Here is a 16387-nt window from a genome sequence, read left to right as displayed (position 1 = left end):
TGTCTGAATATCAGCTGAATAAAAGTGGGGCGAACGTTCTGGGGGGTCGTCCCCGGCCTACAATTCCAGCCTTTCAACGGCTTGTGTAATGGCTTTTGTAACGGCGCTGATACGCAGCCTGGGTATTTACAAACAGCCATGTACGTAAGTATATTACTTAGCAAGCTACTTATCCACTCGGCAACCATATTTCAACCTTCCACCTTTCTAGTGCGCACGTTGCGCGCCTGACCCGAGGATTTTCATGCAATTCAAGCCAGCTGTTACCGCTCTGGTCGCCGCCGTCGCCCTGGCATCGCTGCTCAGCGGATGCAAAAAGGAAGAGGCAGCACCGGCCGCCCCACCGCCTCAGGTCGGCGTCGTGACTCTGCAACCGCAAGCGTTCACCCTGACCTCCGATCTGCCCGGCCGTACCAGTGCGTTCCGCATTGCCGAAGTCCGTCCTCAGGTCAACGGCATCATTCTCAAGCGCCTGTTCAAGGAAGGCAGCGACGTCAAGGCCGGCCAGCAGCTCTATCAGATCGATCCGTCGGTCTATGAAGCGACATTGAAAAGCGCCGAAGCCAACCTGCGCTCGACCAAGTCGATTTCCGACCGCTACAAGCAACTGGTCGACGAGCAGGCTGTAAGCCGGCAGGAATACGACACCGCCGTGGCCAACCGCCTGCAATCGGAAGCCGCACTGCAAACCGCACAGATCAACGTGCGCTACACCAAGGTCTATGCCCCGCTGACCGGCCGCATCGGCCGCTCCTCGGTGACCGAAGGCGCGCTGGTCAGCAATGCCCAGGTCGATGCGATGGCGGTGATTCAGCAAATCGACCCGATCTACGTCGACGTGACGCAATCCTCGGTCGAGCTGCTGCAACTGCGCCGCGAGCTGGAAAGCGGTCGCCTGCAAAAAGCCGGCGACAACGCGGCCTCGGTCAAGCTGACCCTGGAAGACGGCAGCGATTACAAGCTGGACGGCAAACTGGAATTCTCCGAAATCTCGGTTGACCAGACCACCGGTTCCGTCACCCTGCGCGCCATTTTCCCGAACCCTGACCACACCCTTCTGCCTGGCATGTTCGTGCACGCCAAGTTGCTGGCCGGTGTGAACAGCGCGGCGATCCTGGCCCCGCAGCAAGGCGTGACCCGCGACCTCAAGGGTACCCCGACCGCTCTGGTTGTCGGCCCGGACAACAAGGTCGAACTGCGTCAACTCAAGGCCAACCGCACCGTCGGCAACCAGTGGCTGATCGAAGACGGTCTGAAGGCCGGCGATCGCCTGATCACCGAAGGTCTGCAATTCGTCAAACCCGGCATCGAAGTCAAGGCCAGTGAAGCGACCAACGTAGCCGTAAAGAACCCGGCCCCCGCTCAGACAGCTGATAAAGCCTCTGGCGGAAAAGGGGAGTAAACCATGTCGAGATTTTTTATCGACCGTCCGATTTTCGCCTGGGTAATTGCCCTGGTGATCATGTTGGTCGGGGCACTATCGATCCTGCGGTTGCCGATCAACCAGTACCCGAGCATTGCGCCTCCGGCGATCGCCATTTCCGTGACCTACCCGGGTGCTTCGGCACAAACGGTACAGGACACCGTGGTTCAGGTGATCGAGCAACAGCTCAACGGTATCGACAACCTGCGTTATGTCTCGTCGGAAAGTAACTCCGACGGCACCATGACCATCACCGCGACCTTCGAGCAAGGCACCAACTCCGACACCGCGCAGGTTCAGGTGCAGAACAAGCTGAACCTGGCCACCCCGCTGCTGCCACAGGAAGTGCAACAGCAAGGTATCCGCGTCACCAAGGCGGTGAAGAACTTCCTGCTGGTGATCGGCGTGGTGTCGCGTGACGGCAGCATGACCAAGGACGACTTGTCCAACTACATCGTGTCGAACATGCAAGACCCGATCTCGCGGACCGCCGGTGTCGGTGACTTCCAGGTGTTCGGTTCGCAGTACGCCATGCGTATCTGGCTCGACCCGGCCAAGTTGAACAACTACAACCTGACCCCGATCGACGTCAAGACCGCCATCGCGGCGCAAAACGTCCAGGTGTCGTCCGGTCAGCTCGGCGGCCTGCCTGCCCTGCCCGGCACCCAGTTGAACGCGACGATCATCGGCAAGACCCGCCTGCAGACCGCGGAGCAATTCGACAAGATCCTGCTCAAGGTCAACAAGGACGGCTCCCAGGTTCGCCTCAAGGATGTTGCCGAAGTCGGCCTGGGGGGTGAGAACTACAGCATCAACGCCCAGTTCAACGGCGCCCCGGCTTCCGGCCTGGCGGTGAAACTGGCCACCGGTGCCAACGCGCTCGATACCGCCAAGGCCCTGCGCACGACCATCGACAGCCTCAAGCCGTTCTTCCCGCAAGGGATGGAAGTGGTGTTCCCGTACGACACCACGCCGGTGGTGACCGAGTCGATCAAAGGTGTGGTTCACACCCTGGTCGAAGCGATCGCGCTGGTGTTCCTGGTGATGTTCCTGTTCCTGCAAAACTTCCGCGCCACCGTGATCACCACGATGACCGTGCCGGTGGTATTGCTCGGTACATTCGGGATCCTCGCGGCCGCCGGTTTCAGCATCAACACCCTGACCATGTTCGGTATGGTGCTGGCCATCGGCTTGCTGGTGGACGACGCCATCGTCGTGGTGGAAAACGTCGAACGGGTGATGAGCGAAGAAGGCCTGTCACCGAAGGAAGCCACCAAGAAGTCCATGGGCCAGATCCAGGGCGCACTGGTCGGTATCGCCCTGGTGTTGTCGGCGGTTCTGCTGCCAATGGCGTTCTTCAGCGGTTCCACCGGTGTGATCTACAAGCAGTTCTCGATCACCATCGTTTCGGCCATGGCCCTGTCGGTACTGGTTGCGCTGATCTTCACCCCGGCGCTTTGCGCCACCATGCTCAAGCCGATTCCGAAAGGCGAGCACGGCGTACCCAAGCGCGGTTTCTTTGGCTGGTTCAACCGCAATTTCGACCGCGGCGTTCGCGGCTACGAACGTGGCGTGGGCAATATCCTGCAGCGCAAGATCCCGTATCTGCTGGCGTACCTGCTGATCGTGGTGGGCATGATCTGGCTGTTCACCCGCATTCCAACGGCGTTCCTGCCGGAAGAAGACCAGGGTGTACTGTTCGCCCAGGTGCAAACCCCGGCCGGCTCCACAGCCCAGCGTACCCAGGTGGTCGTGGATGAAATGCGTGAATTCCTGCTGCGCCCAGGCAAGGATGGCGGCGAAGGCGATGCGGTGAACTCGGTGTTTACCGTGACCGGTTTCAACTTCGCCGGCCGAGGCCAGAGTTCGGGTATGGCGTTCATCATGCTGCGTCCGTGGGACGAACGTAACGCCGACAACAACGTGTTCAAGGTGGCGGCCCGTGCCCAGCAGCACTTCTTCACCTTCCGCGATGCCATGGTGTTCGCCTTTGCACCACCGGCGGTACTGGAGTTGGGTAACGCCACCGGTTTCGACGTGTTCCTGCAGGACCGCGCCGGTATCGGCCACGAAAAACTGATGGAGGCGCGCAACCAGTTCCTTGGCATGGCCGCACAAAGCAAGATCCTGTCTCAGGTGCGTCCGAACGGCCTGAACGACGAACCGCAATACCAACTGGAAATCGATGACGAGAAGGCCAGTGCCCTGGGCATTACCATCGCCGACATCAACAACACCCTGTCGATTGCCCTGGGCAGTAGCTACGTCAACGACTTCATCGACCGTGGTCGGGTGAAGAAGGTTTACGTGCAAGGCCAGCCAGGCTCTCGAATGGGCCCCGAAGACTTGCAGAAGTGGTACGTGCGCAACGCCCAGGGAACCATGGTGCCGTTCTCGGCATTCGCCAAGGGCGAGTGGATCTACGGGTCGCCGAAACTGGCCCGTTACAACGGCGTGGAAGCGATGGAAATCCTCGGCGCCCCGGCACCGGGTTACTCCACCGGTGAAGCCATGCTCGAAGTCGAAGCCATTGCCAAGAAACTGCCGGCCGGTGTCGGTATTTCCTGGACCGGCCTGTCGTACGAGGAACGTCTGTCCGGTTCGCAAGCGCCGGCGCTGTACGCCTTGTCGCTGCTGATGGTGTTCCTGTGCCTGGCGGCGTTGTATGAAAGCTGGTCGATTCCGATCGCGGTGATGTTGGTGGTACCGCTGGGGATCATCGGTGCACTGATGGCCACCAGCCTGCGCGGTTTGTCAAACGACGTGTACTTCCAGGTAGGCCTGTTGACGACTATCGGTCTGGCGGCGAAAAACGCCATTCTGATTGTCGAATTTGCCAAGGAACTGCACGAACAGGGGCGTAGCTTGCGCGACGCGGCAATCGAAGCCTGCCGCATGCGTCTGCGACCGATCATCATGACCTCCCTCGCCTTCGTTCTGGGTGTGGTACCACTGGCGATATCCACGGGCGCAGGTTCGGGCAGCCAGCATGCAATCGGTACCGGCGTGATCGGCGGTATGATCACGGCCACTGTGCTGGCGATCTTCTGGGTCCCGCTGTTCTTCGTCACCGTGTCGTCCATTGGCCAGCGTAAGATTGCCAACCCGGATGATGCTACTGAAACTCCTAAAGAGGCTGGCTAATGAGCAAGTCGCTACTCTCCCTGGCAGTCGCCGCCTTCGTGCTCGGTGGCTGCTCGCTGATACCTGATTATCAGCAGCCCGAAGCACCGGTGGCGGGGCAATACCCGCAGGGCCCGGCTTATTCGCCGGCCCAGGCACCGGCGCAAGCGGCTGCCGAGCAGGGCTGGAATCAGTTTTTCCACGACCCGGCGCTGCAACAGCTGATCCAGGTCGCCCTGGAAAACAACCGTGACCTGCGTGTCGCGGCCCTGAACATCGACGCCTTTGCGGCTCAGTACCGCATCTCCCGCGCCGATTTGTTCCCGGCCGTTTCGGCCAATGGCACCGGCAGCCGCCAGCGCCTTCCGGCTAACGCTTCGCAGACCGGCGAAGCCGGCATCACCAGTTCCTACTCGGCAACGGTTGGCGTCAACGCCTACGAACTCGACCTGTTCGGTCGGGTTCGCAGCCTGAACGAGGAAGCGTTGCAGAAGTACTTCGCCACCGAAGAAGGCCGGCGCAGCACGCAGCTCAGCCTGGTGGCCAGCGTCGCCAACGCTTACCTGACCTGGCAGGCCGACAAGGAACTGCTGAAAGTCACCCAGGACACCCTCGCCGCGTTCGAAGAGAGCTACAAGCTCACCGCGCGCAGCAACGAAGTGGGGGTCGCCTCGGCCCTGGACCTGGCGCAGTCGCGGACCTCGGTGGAAAACGCCCGTGCGCAACTGGCCCGTTACACCCGTCAGGTCGCCCAGGATGAAAACAGCCTGGTACTGCTGTTGGGTACCGGCGTCCCGGCCAACCTGCCAGCGGCCAAACCGTTGAACGACGATCTGTTGGCCGAAGTACCGGCCGGCCTGCCGTCGGACCTGCTGCAACGTCGTCCGGACATCCTCCAGGCCGAGCACAACCTCAAGGCGGCCAACGCCAACATCGGCGCGGCACGGGCAGCGTTCTTCCCGAGCATCAGCCTGACCGCCAACGCCGGGACCCTGAGCCCGGACCTGTCCGGCCTGTTCAAGGGCGGCTCGGGTACCTGGCTGTTCCAGCCGCAGATCAACCTGCCGATCTTCAACGCCGGCAGCCTGCGCGCCAGCCTGGATTACTCGAAGATCCAGAAAGACATTGGTGTGGCGAACTACGAGAAGTCCATTCAAACGGCCTTCCAGGAAGTCGCCGACGGCCTGGCCGCACGCGGGACCTACACCGACCAGGTACAGGCACAGCGTAATCTGGTCAGCGCCAACCAGGACTACTACCGCCTGGCCGAGCGTCGTTATCGCATCGGTGTCGACAGCAACCTGACGTTCCTCGATGCCCAGCGTCAGCTGTTCAACTCCGAACAGAATCTGATTACCGATCGCCTGGCGCAGCTGATCAGTCAGGTCAACCTGTACAAGGCACTGGGTGGTGGCTGGAACGAACAGACGGCGAACAACGAGCCGTTGAAGGAACAAGCGCCGAAGATGAAGTATTTCTGATAGCGCTGTGAAAACACAAAGCCCACCGATTGGTGGGCTTTTTGTTGGCAGCGGGAAAAGGTGTGTCGTCAGGTATGGCCTCTTCGCGAGCAAGCCCGCTCCCACAGGGTCACTGTGATCCACAAATTTTGTGTACGACACGGACACTGTGGGAGCTGGCTTGCCAGCGATGAGGCGCGCAAGAACAGCACAAAAATCACAGTCAATCTAATGTTCGATAATCGCCCAGAACCCGCTTTTTACGATTGAACCATCCAGTACATTCCACGCACCATCCGAACCACAAAACCAATAACAACAGGTTCGACACCATGCCCCCGCGCCCTGCCCTCCCTGGCTGATCCGCTTCGCTTTTCATGATTTCGACTGTTCGTCTGCAACCTCCGGGTTGCGGCATTACCCCGTTTCATCCCCAAGAATTAGTGAGACCCGAGCCCATGACGCCTTCTCCCGCGCCGTACTTCGTTCCCAGCCTGATCGCCATTGCCCTGACCTGCGCGGCCCTGCCCGCCAGCGCCGAGGAGTCGGGCTTTGTCGAGGGCGCCAAGGTCAACCTGAACCTGCGCAACTTCTACATCAATCGCAACTTCACCAACCCGACCAAGGCCCAGGGCAAGGCTGAGGAGTGGACGCAGAGTTTCATCCTCGACGCCAAGTCCGGGTTCACCCAGGGCACCGTCGGGTTCGGCATGGATGTGCTGGGTTTGTACTCGGTAAAACTCGATGGCGGCAAAGGCACTGGCGGGACGCAACTGCTGCCGCTGGACCATGACGGCCGCCCTGCAGACAACTTCGGCCGCACCAACGTGGCGCTAAAGGCGAAGCTGTCGCAGACCGAAGTCAAGGTTGGGGAATGGATGCCGGTGCTGCCGATCCTGCGCTCCGACGACGGTCGTTCGCTGCCGCAAACCTTCCGTGGCGGCCAGATCACCTCGAAGGAAATCGATGGCTTGACGCTCTACGGCGGCCAGTTCCGCCAGAACAGCCCGCGCGACGACAGCAGCATGAGCGACATGTCGATGACCGGCAAAGCCGCGTTCACCTCCGATCGTTTCAACTTCGAGGGCGGCGAGTACGTGTTCAATGACAAGCGCACCCAGATTGGCCTGTGGAACGCCGAGCTCAAGGACATCTACAGCCAGCAATTCGTCAACCTGATCCACAGCCAGCCGCTTGGCGACTGGACCCTGGGCGCCAACCTGGGTTTCTTCTACGGCAAGGATGACGGCAGCGCCCGGGCCGGCGAGCTGGACAACAAAACCCTGTACGGGTTGTTCTCGGCCAAATACGGCGGCCACACCTTCTACGTCGGCCTGCAGAAACTCACCGGCGACAGCGCCTGGATGCGGGTCAACGGCACCAGCGGCGGCACCCTGGCCAACGACAGCTACAACTCCAGCTACGACAATGCCCGGGAGAAATCCTGGCAGGTGCGCCACGACTACAACTTCGTCGCCCTTGGCGTACCGGGCCTGACCCTGATGAACCGCTACATCAGCGGCGATAATGTGCACACCGGCAACATCACCGACGGCAAGGAGTGGGGACGTGAATCGGAACTGGGCTACACCGTGCAGAGCGGCGTGCTGAAAGACTTGAATCTGAAATGGCGCAACTCGACCATGCGCCGGGATTACAGCAATAACGAGTTCGATGAGAACCGGTTGATCATCAGCTATCCGATCAGCCTGCTGTAAACACAAAACAAATGTGGGAGCGAGCTTGCTCGCGATGGCGGTGTATCAGGTGACATCAATAGTGAATGTGCCGACGCCATCGCGAGCAAGCTCGCTCCCACAGGTTGTTCACCGTTTTACCGCTTACTCCCGCGACTCGACCCCCAACTCATCCCACACCGACTCGGCCAGGTGGAAGGTCGCATTGGCCGCCGGAATGCCGCAGTAGATGGCGCTCTGCATGATCACTTCCTTGATCTCGCCACGGCTCACGCCATTGTTGGCGGCGGCGCGCAGGTGCAGTTTGAGTTCGCCCTCGCGGTTCATGCCGATCAGCATGGCGATGGTGATCAGGCTGCGGGTATGGCGCGGCAGGCCCGGGCGGGTCCAGATGTCGCCCCAGGCGTGGCGGGTGATCATCTCCTGAAACTCCGAGTTGAACTCGGTCAGGGTCGTCAGGCTGCGGTCGACATGCGCGTCTCCAAGGACCGCGCGACGGACCTTCATACCCTCGTCATAACGTTGTTTTTCGTCCACGAAAATCTCCTCAATCAGCCGACAGAAACGCCAGCACACGCTCGCTGAACGCATCGCCTGCCTGGACGTTGGACAAATGCGCGGCGTAGAACTCGGCGTACTCGGCCCCGCGCACATGTTCCTGAATGAAATGCCCGCCGGATGGCGGCGTCACCGCATCTTCGGTCCCGGCAATCACCAGCAACGGCGCCTTGATCGAGGACAACCGATCGCGGAAATCGGCATCTCGCACCGCCGCGCAATTGGCCGCATAGCCTTCGGGCGAAGTGGCCGCGAGCATGTCGGTAATCTGCTTGGCCGCCGCCGGGTTGGCGGCGGAGAAGTCCGGGGTGAACCAGCGGGCAATCGAGGCATCGCGCAAGGCAACCATGGCCACCTGACCATCACGCAGGACCATTTCGATACGCGGGTTCCACACTGACGGATCGCCGATTTTCGCCGCGGTGTTGCACACGATCAGCTTGTTCAGGCGCTCGCCGGCATTGATCCCCAGCCACTGGCCAATCAGCCCGCCCATGGACAAACCACAAAAATGTGCGCGCTCGATGTGCAAGGCATCGAGCAAGGCGAGCACGTCGTGGCCCAGTTGCTCGATGCTGTAAGGCCCCGGTGTCACCAATGACTGGCCATGGCCGCGGGTGTCAAAACGCAACACGCGAAAATGCTCGGAGAACGCCGGGATTTGCGCGTCCCACATGTGCAGGTCGGTGCCCAAAGAGTTGGACAGCACCAGCACCGGCGCATCGACCGGTCCATCCAGTTGATAATGCAGTTCGCCCTCGGCGAGTTGTACAAAAGCCACAGCGATTCTCCTTCAGGCAGTCAATGCAGAATGTTCGGCCACCGCCCGCTCGACCCAGGTTTTGGCCTGGCCGAGGTAATGAGCAGGGTCCAGCAGATGATCGAGTTCAGCCGCCGACAGCTCGGCGGTCACTTGCGGTTCGTCGCCGAGGACAGTTCGCAGGTGACGTTGTTCGGCCACCGCACGTTTGCAGCAGCGTTCGAGCAGATGGTGTGCGGTATCGCGGCCGACCCGTTGAGCGAGGACGATGCTCACCGCTTCGGCGAGCACCAGGCCCTGGGTCAGATCGAGGTTGTGCGCCATGCGCCCGGCATCCACTTCCAGTCCTTGGGCGATCAGCAAAGCTTGCTGCAGGCTGCCCGACACCAGGCAGCAAATCTCCGGCAGGGTTTCCCACTCGGCATGCCACAGGCCAAGACTGCGCTCGTGTTCCTGGGGCATGGCGCTGAACAGTGTCGAGAGCAAACCGGGTACACGCGTCGCCGCGCCGATCAACACTGCCGCGCCCACCGGATTGCGCTTGTGCGGCATGGTCGAGGAACCGCCCTTGCCCGGCGCCGAAGGTTCGAACACTTCGGCGGCTTCGGTTTGCATCAGCAGGCTGACGTCGCGACCGAGTTTGCCGAGACTGCCGGCAATCAACCCGAGCACCGCGCCGAACTCCACCACACGATCGCGCTGGGTGTGCCACGGTTGCTCGGGCAAGGTCAGTTGCAGTTCTTCGGCCAGCGCCTGGGCAATCGGCATGGCCTGCTCGCCAAGTGCCGCAAGGGTGCCGGACGCACCGCCGAATTGCAGCACCAGCAAACGCGGCTTCAATTCGGCCAGGCGTTGGCGACTGCGGGTCACGGCGCCCAGCCAACCGGCGATTTTCATGCCCAGGGTCACCGGCGTTGCATGCTGCAACCAGGTGCGCCCGGCCAATGGCGTGGCCACATATCGTTCGGCCTGCGTCGCAAGGGTTTGCCCCAGTTGCGCCAGATCGCTTTCGATCAGCTCCAGCGCTCGACGCAATTGCAGCACCAGGCCGCTGTCCATCACATCCTGGCTGGTCGCGCCCAGATGCACGTAACGCTCGGCCTCGGCATTCTGCGCAGCGATCTGCTTGCCCAGCGCCTTGACCAACGGAATCGCCGAGTTACCCGCCGTGGCAATCGCCTCACCCAACGCCGCAAAGTCGTAGAGCCCGGCGCTGCAGGCCGCCTCAATCGGCGCGACTGCACTCGATGGTATCAAGCCGACTCGCGCTTGCGCCCGGGCCAGTGCCGCTTCGAAATCGAGCATGGCCTGGACCCGGCCCTGATCGCAGAACACGTCACGCATATCGCGGGCGGTGAAATAGGCATCGAACAATTGATTGCCCGGTCGCTGGTTCATAAACAGTTCCTGAAGGCGCGGGCCTTTGCGGCCCACGCGTGAAGATCAAAGATCGTGATGCAGATACTTCGCCTGTTTCGGCAGACGCAGGCTGAACAGGAAGGCTATCGCCATCATCACCGTCACGTACCAGTAGAAGGAGTTTTCCATGCCCACGGCCTTGAGGCTCAAGGCCACATACTCCGCCGAACCACCGAAGATCGCATTCGCCACCGCATACGCCAGGCCGACACCCAATGCACGCACCTCCGGCGGAAACATCTCGGCTTTCACCAGGCCGCTGATGGAGGTGTAGAAACTGACGATTGCCAGCGCCAGGGTGATCAGCACGAAGGCCAGGAACGGACTGCTGACACTTTTCAGGCTCAACAGGATCGGCACAGTGAACAGGGTGCCGAGGGCACCGAACCAGAGCATCGAGTTACGCCGGCCGATCTTGTCGGCGAGCATGCCGAAAACCGGTTGCATGCACATGTAGAGGAACAGCGCGCCGGTCATGATATAGCTGGCGGTCTTGGCCGGCATGCCGGCGGTGTTCACCAGGTACTTCTGCATGTACGTGGTGAAGGTGTAGAAAATCAGCGAGCCACCGGCGGTGTAGCCGAGTACGGTGATGAACGCGGCCTTATGGTCGCGAAACAACGCGCTGATGCTGCCGGCGTCCTTGTTTTCGCGCATTTCCTTGCTGGTGGTTTCTTTCAGCGAACGACGCAGATACAGCGAAACCAGCGCCGCCATGGCACCGACCACAAAGGGAATCCGCCAGCCGTAGGCACGCAATTCGTCTTCATTGAGGAACTGTTGCAGGATCACCACCAGCGACACTGCCAACAGTTGCCCGCCAATCAGGGTCACGTACTGGAATGAAGCGAAGAAGCCGCGCTGGCCCTTGAGCGCCACTTCGCTCATGTAGGTCGCCGTGGTGCCGTACTCACCACCCACCGACAAGCCTTGCAGCAAACGGGCGAACAGCAACAGGATCGGTGCCCAGACCCCGATGCTGTTGTAGGTCGGCAGGCAGGCGATAAGCAAGGAGCCGAAGCACATCATCAGAATCGAGATCAGCATCGAATTCTTGCGCCCGTGCTTGTCCGCCAACCGACCGAAAATCCAGCCGCCAATCGGGCGCATCAGGAACCCGGCGGCGAACACGCCTGCGGTATTGACCAACTGCACGGTGGGGTTATCGGACGGGAAAAACGCCGGGGCGAAATAGATCGCACAGAAGGCGTAGACGTAGAAGTCGAACCATTCGACCAGATTGCCGGACGAGGCGCCGACGATGGCGAAGATCCGCTTGCTGCGCTCCTCACCGGTGTATAGCGGTTGTGTAGCGGTGGTCGTTGTCATTGTTTTTCACTCAATGGGGACTGTGAGAGTCTAGACATACTTTGTAACAGTCCCGTTCCACACAAAAGATCGCAGCCTGCGGCAGCGCCTACAAAGGCATGGCATGCAGGCTGCGATCTTTTGATCTGGATCTTAATAATCGAAGAACACCGTCTCCGCATCAGTGCCTTGCAGAATCACATTCCACTGATAAACACCCGACGCATCCTTCCGGGCCAGCAAGGTACCGCGACGCTCGGCCGGCACGCATTCCAGCAACGGATCATTCACGTTGGCCGCATCACCCTCAAAGTAGATCCGTGTCAGCAGGTGCTTCACCAGACCACGGGCAAACACCAGTACCACCAGGTGCGGTGCCTGAGTCGTGCCTTTGAGTCCCTCGACCGTTCCCGGCTTGATGGTCGTGAAACGAAAACGCCCTTCGGCATCCACCGGCACCCGGCCAAAGCCTTCGAAATTCGGGTCCAGGGGTTTTTCCTGGTCGTCCTCCGGGTGGTCATACTTACCGGCGGCGTTGGCCTGCCAGACTTCCAGCATCGCGTCGTTGACGATGTCGCCATTGCCGTCGAGCACTTGCCCGGAGATCGCCACGCGCTCGCCCAGGGTTTGTTCAACGGTCAGGTCTTCGCGGTTCAGCCAGGTCAGGCCGATGTGGTAGTACGGCCCGACGGTGTGGGACGTGGTCGCAGTCAGCGTCATCTTATTTCTCCATCGGCGTGGCGTCGCGGCCGCGCAAAACGATGTCCCAGCGATAACCGAGGGCATAGGACGGGATGGTTTTTTCCAGGTCGAACGAGGCGATCAAGCGCTCTTTGGCGCGGGTATCGGGCACGCAGTTGTAGATCGGGTCGTACGCCAGCAGCGGGTCGCCCGGGAAATACATTTGCGTCACCAGGCGCGTCAGGATGCTCGGCCCGAACAGCGAGAAGTGGATGTGCGCCGGGCGCCAGGCGTTGTGGTGGTTGCCCCACGGATAGGCGCCGGGCTTGATGGTCTGGAACTGGTACCAGCCATCGGCGTCGGTCACGGTACGGCCGGTGCCGGTGAAGTTCGGGTCCAGCGGCGCGTCGTGCAGGTCACGGGCATGGGCGTAGCGACCGGCGGCGTTGGCCTGCCAGATCTCCACCAGAATCCCCGGAACCGGCAGACCGTTTTCGTCCAGCACACGGCCGTGGATGATGATGCGCTCACCCTGTGGCTGACCTTCGTGCTGAGCGGTGAGGTCATTGTCCTTCTCGTTGATGCGCTCGGCGCCGACGGTTGGCCCGGTGATTTCCGACAACGAATGGGGCAGAAACACCAACGGCTTGGACGGCGAGCGCAGGTTGGTGGATTGATAGGTCGGATGCAGGTACTCCGGCTGAGTACCCTCCTGCGGGCGACGGTAACCAGGCTTGTCAGTCATTACTCTTTCCTCAGTTCTTGTTAGCCGACAGGGTGTGTCAGACCCGTTCGATTGCCAAAGCCAGACCCTGGCCGACACCGACGCACATGGTCGCCAGACCTTTCTTGCCACCGGTTTTTTCCAGCTGATGCAACGCCGTCAGCACCAGACGCGCACCGCTCATGCCCAACGGATGGCCCAGGGCAATCGCGCCACCGTTCGGGTTGACCTGGGCGGCATCGTCGGCAATCCCCAGTTCACGCAGCACCGCCAAGCCCTGGCTGGCGAAGGCTTCGTTGAGTTCGATCACATCGAAATCGCTGACCGCCACTCCGAGGCGCTCGGTCAGTTTGCGCACCGCCGGCACCGGGCCGATGCCCATCACCCGCGGTGCAACACCCGCGCTGGCCATGCCCAGCACTTTGGCGCGGGCGATCAGGCCGTGTTTCTTCACGGCTTCGGCCGAGGCCAGGATCAATGCGGCGGCACCGTCGTTCACACCCGAGGCATTGCCGGCGGTGACGGTTTTGTCCGGGCCGTTGACCGGCTTCAGTTTGGTCAGGGCTTCCAGGGTGGTGTCGGCGCGAGGATGCTCGTCCTGGCTGACCACGGTTTCACCCTTCTTGTGGGCAATCCGCACTTCGACGATTTCTTCGGCGAAGAACCCGGCGGCTTGCGCGACAGCAGTGCGCTGCTGGCTGCGCAGGGCAAAGGCGTCCTGATCTTCGCGGGACACTTTGTAGTCGTCAGCGACGTTGTCAGCGGTCTGCGGCATCGCATCCACGCCGTACTGGGCTTTCATCAGCGGGTTGATGAAGCGCCAGCCGATGGTGGTGTCTTCGAGTTTCATGTTGCGCGAGAACGCCGCGTCGGCCTTGCCCATCACGAACGGCGCACGGGACATCGACTCGACGCCGCCGGCAATCGCCAGCTCCATCTCACCGCTGGCGATGGCGCGGAACGCCGTGCCGATGGCATCCATGCCCGAAGCGCAGAGGCGGTTGAGGGTCACGCCGGGAATGGTTTCCGGCAGCCCCGCCAACAGCAGCGCCATGCGCGCGACGTTGCGGTTGTCTTCGCCGGCCTGGTTGGCGCAGCCGAGGAAGACCTCGTCCACCGCGTTCCAGTCCACCGACGGGTTGCGCTCCATCAAGGCCTTGATCGGCACGGCGGCCAGGTCGTCGGCACGCACCGTCGACAGACCGCCGCCGAAACGGCCGATGGGGGTACGAATCGCGTCGCAGATATAAACGTCACGCATCACGCTTCTCCGGGGGCTTGGCCGTGGGCCGCTGCGGTACGGGCTTCGAGATCGCGCAGCGCGGTCAGTTCGACGTCGGTCGGCTCGGCGGTTTGCTCAACGTTATCGGCAAAACGGATTGCCCAACCGGTGGCGGCGACCACTTGCTCGCGGGTCACGCCCGGGTGCAGCGCAGTGACCACGAACTCATGGGTACCGTCTTCCGGCTCCATGATGCACAGGTCAGTAATGATGCCGACCGGACCGGCGCCTGGCAGGCCGAGACGCTTGCGCGAATCGCCGCCCTCGCCGTGGCCGACCGAGGTAATGAAGTCGAGTTTGTCGACAAAGGAGCGCGCCGACTGCTTGAGGATAATCAACACGCTCTTGGCGGAACCGGCAATCTCCGGCGCGCCTCCGGCGCCTGGTAGACGCACTTTCGGCGCGTGGTAATCGCCGACCACGGTGGTGTTGATGTTGCCGAAACGATCGACCTGCGCCGCGCCGAGGAAACCGACGTCGATGCGCCCGCCCTGCAGCCAGTAGCGGAAAATCTCGCCGGTCGGGACCACGGTGTCGGCGGTTTCCGCCAATTCACCGTCACCGATCGACAGCGGCAATACGCTCGGCTTGGCACCGATCGGACCCGACTCGTAGATCAATACCACATCAGGCGAAGACGTCAGGCGCGCCAGGTTGGCCGCTTTCGACGGCAGGCCGATGCCAACGAAGCACACAGAACCGTTCTTCAGGCGGCGAGCGGCGGCGACGGTCATCATTTCATTGGTGGTGTAAGTCATTACTTCGCCTCCGAAGCGGCGGCCAGTTTGGCCTGGAACTCGCTGAAGTCAGCGCTGCCGTGGATGTATTCGTTGATCCACGCGGTGAAGGTTTCACGGTCGCGGGCAATCGGGTCCCAGGCCTGGTAGAAGCGGTTGTCGCGTTCGGTGTAACCGTGGGCGTAGGACGGATGCGCACCGCCAGGCACGTGACAGACCGCGCTCAAGGCCCAGGTTGGCAGCACGCAGGCGTTCATCGGTGCATTCAGGTCATCGACAATCTCTTCAACGGTGACGATGCAACGCTTGGCGGCCAATGCGGCTTCCTTCTGCACACCGAGAATGCCCCAGAGCAGCACGTTGCCTTTGCGGTCGGCTTTCTGCGCATGGATCACGGTGATGTCCGGGCGCACCGAAGGCACGGCGGCCAGCACTTCGCCGGTGAACGGGCAGGTAACGGACTTGATCAGCGGGTTGACCTTCGGCAGGTCGGAACCGGCGTAGGCTCGCAGCACAGCGAACGGCAGGCCGGAAGCGCCGGCGACGTAGGCATTGGCCAGGTCGGCGTGGCTGTGCTCTTCGATTTCCAGCGGGTGCGGCCACTGTTTCTCGACGGCGTCACGCAGGCGATGCAGGGAGCCGACACCCGGGTTGCCGCCCCAGGAGAAAATCAGCTTGCGGGCACAACCGGCACCGATCAACTGGTCGTAGATCAGGTCAGGGGTCATCCGCACCAGGGTCAGGTCTTTCTTGCCCTGGCGAATGATTTCGTGACCGGCGGCAGTCGGGATCAGGTGGGTGAAGCCTTCGAGCGCGACCGTATCGCCGTCGTTCACGAATTGCTTCACCGCGTCGTGCAGCGAAAGAATTTCAGCCATTGGGGCAGGCTCCCGTTTGTTGTTAACCGACAGTGGAAGAAGGCGCCGATGCGCAGCGCCGGAATGACTGAAGGTTAAGCCTGTGCAAAACACCAAACAATCCGATAATCGACTAACTGTTCGATAATCGAACGCATTGTTGTCTGGCTATCTTTTAGGTTGCCCCTAAAAGATCGCAGCCTGCGGCAGCTCCTACAGAGGAATTCGTGCACCTGTAGGAGCTGCCGTGTAGTGGTCGAACATTTTTGGACCATGATGTAGGAGCATCGACTTAAGGACGCATCATGGGATATCGGGTTGTTACATCTGAGGAAAAAGCGGAAGCCATCCGCTTGGT

Annotated in this window: 13 protein-coding genes; 4 read left to right on the top strand and 9 right to left on the bottom strand. The window is 61.3% G+C overall.

Annotated elements, in window-relative coordinates:
- The first annotated feature begins 244 nt into the window (after window positions 1-244).
- The 4 genes from emhA to KW838_RS15640 all read left to right on the top strand — a co-directional run bounded on the left by emhA (window position 245) and on the right by KW838_RS15640 (window position 7724).
- The gene (gene emhA, locus KW838_RS15655; RefSeq protein ID WP_102701035.1) at window positions 245-1402 is read left to right on the top strand and encodes an efflux RND transporter periplasmic adaptor subunit EmhA; all 1158 of its coding nucleotides are present in this window, start codon (window positions 245-247) and stop codon (window positions 1400-1402) included.
- Between the two features lie 3 nt (window positions 1403-1405).
- The gene (gene emhB, locus KW838_RS15650; RefSeq protein WP_102701034.1) at window positions 1406-4567 is read left to right on the top strand and encodes an efflux RND transporter permease subunit EmhB; all 3162 of its coding nucleotides are present in this window, start codon (window positions 1406-1408) and stop codon (window positions 4565-4567) included.
- Window positions 4567-6027 (top strand): efflux RND transporter outer membrane subunit EmhC, encoded by a 1461-nt coding sequence (emhC, locus tag KW838_RS15645; protein WP_218501564.1) that lies wholly within the window; start codon window positions 4567-4569, stop codon window positions 6025-6027. Before emhB ends, emhC begins: the two co-directional genes overlap by 1 nt.
- A gap of 437 nt (window positions 6028-6464) precedes the next feature.
- Window positions 6465-7724: an OprD family porin gene (locus KW838_RS15640; RefSeq protein WP_218501562.1), complete on the top strand. Its 1260-nt coding sequence runs from the start codon at window positions 6465-6467 to the stop codon at window positions 7722-7724.
- Window positions 7725-7847: 123 nt separating this feature from the next.
- On the opposite strand, the gene pcaC is transcribed toward KW838_RS15640, so the two are convergent.
- The 9 genes from pcaC to KW838_RS15595 form a co-directional block, all read right to left on the bottom strand.
- A complete protein-coding gene (pcaC, locus tag KW838_RS15635; protein WP_007976697.1) occupies window positions 7848-8240 on the bottom strand; it encodes a 4-carboxymuconolactone decarboxylase in 393 nt (130 codons plus the stop codon).
- 10 nt (window positions 8241-8250) lie between these two features.
- The gene (gene pcaD / locus KW838_RS15630) at window positions 8251-9042 is read right to left on the bottom strand and encodes a 3-oxoadipate enol-lactonase (protein ID WP_218501560.1); all 792 of its coding nucleotides are present in this window, start codon (window positions 9040-9042) and stop codon (window positions 8251-8253) included.
- A gap of 12 nt (window positions 9043-9054) precedes the next feature.
- The gene (locus KW838_RS15625) at window positions 9055-10419 is read right to left on the bottom strand and encodes a 3-carboxy-cis,cis-muconate cycloisomerase (protein WP_218501554.1); all 1365 of its coding nucleotides are present in this window, start codon (window positions 10417-10419) and stop codon (window positions 9055-9057) included.
- A 45-nt stretch (window positions 10420-10464) separates the two neighbouring features.
- A complete protein-coding gene (locus KW838_RS15620) occupies window positions 10465-11769 on the bottom strand; it encodes an MFS family transporter (RefSeq protein ID WP_102701029.1) in 1305 nt (434 codons plus the stop codon).
- 132 nt (window positions 11770-11901) lie between these two features.
- Window positions 11902-12468, bottom strand: coding sequence for a protocatechuate 3,4-dioxygenase subunit alpha (pcaG, locus tag KW838_RS15615; RefSeq protein WP_218501553.1), 567 nt, complete (start codon window positions 12466-12468; stop codon window positions 11902-11904).
- 1 nt (window position 12469) lies between these two features.
- Window positions 12470-13174 carry a protocatechuate 3,4-dioxygenase subunit beta gene (gene pcaH, locus KW838_RS15610; RefSeq protein WP_102701027.1) on the bottom strand — a complete coding sequence of 235 codons (705 nt, stop codon included), beginning with the start codon at window positions 13172-13174 and terminating at the stop codon, window positions 12470-12472.
- Between the two features lie 37 nt (window positions 13175-13211).
- On the bottom strand, window positions 13212-14417 hold the full coding sequence (gene pcaF / locus KW838_RS15605) for a 3-oxoadipyl-CoA thiolase (protein ID WP_218501552.1): 1206 nt from the start codon (window positions 14415-14417) through the stop codon (window positions 13212-13214).
- Window positions 14414-15193, bottom strand: a complete 780-nt coding sequence (locus tag KW838_RS15600; protein ID WP_218501551.1) for a CoA-transferase subunit beta — start codon at window positions 15191-15193, stop codon at window positions 14414-14416. Before KW838_RS15600 ends, pcaF begins: the two co-directional genes overlap by 4 nt.
- Entirely contained in the window at window positions 15193-16050 is an 858-nt protein-coding gene (locus tag KW838_RS15595) for a CoA transferase subunit A (protein WP_007976681.1), read from the bottom strand. Before KW838_RS15595 ends, KW838_RS15600 begins: the two co-directional genes overlap by 1 nt.
- Between the last annotated feature and the right edge of the window lie 337 nt (window positions 16051-16387).

It is taken from the genome of Pseudomonas sp. PDM27 (assembly GCF_019219205.1).
GTDB lineage: Bacteria > Pseudomonadota > Gammaproteobacteria > Pseudomonadales > Pseudomonadaceae > Aquipseudomonas > Aquipseudomonas laurylsulfatiphila.
The sequence above is the reverse complement of the archived record's forward strand: the minus strand, read 5'-3'. Positions and strand labels throughout refer to the sequence as shown.

Excerpts from the sequence above, each read along its gene's own strand:
- emhA (WP_102701035.1), top strand. The coding sequence starts at position 245 with ATGCAATTCAAGCCAGCTGTTACCGCTCTGGTCGCCGCCGTCGCCCTG.
- emhB (WP_102701034.1), top strand. The coding sequence starts at position 1,406 with ATGTCGAGATTTTTTATCGACCGTCCGATTTTCGCCTGGGTAATTGCC.
- emhC (WP_218501564.1), top strand. The coding sequence starts at position 4,567 with ATGAGCAAGTCGCTACTCTCCCTGGCAGTCGCCGCCTTCGTGCTCGGT.
- KW838_RS15640 (WP_218501562.1), top strand. The coding sequence starts at position 6,465 with ATGACGCCTTCTCCCGCGCCGTACTTCGTTCCCAGCCTGATCGCCATT.
- KW838_RS15625 (WP_218501554.1), bottom strand. The coding sequence starts at position 10,419 with ATGAACCAGCGACCGGGCAATCAATTGTTCGATGCCTATTTCACCGCC.
- KW838_RS15620 (WP_102701029.1), bottom strand. The coding sequence starts at position 11,769 with ATGACAACGACCACCGCTACACAACCGCTATACACCGGTGAGGAGCGC.
- pcaG (WP_218501553.1), bottom strand. The coding sequence starts at position 12,468 with ATGACGCTGACTGCGACCACGTCCCACACCGTCGGGCCGTACTACCAC.
- pcaH (WP_102701027.1), bottom strand. The coding sequence starts at position 13,174 with ATGACTGACAAGCCTGGTTACCGTCGCCCGCAGGAGGGTACTCAGCCG.
- KW838_RS15600 (WP_218501551.1), bottom strand. The coding sequence starts at position 15,193 with ATGACTTACACCACCAATGAAATGATGACCGTCGCCGCCGCTCGCCGC.
- KW838_RS15595 (WP_007976681.1), bottom strand. The coding sequence starts at position 16,050 with ATGGCTGAAATTCTTTCGCTGCACGACGCGGTGAAGCAATTCGTGAAC.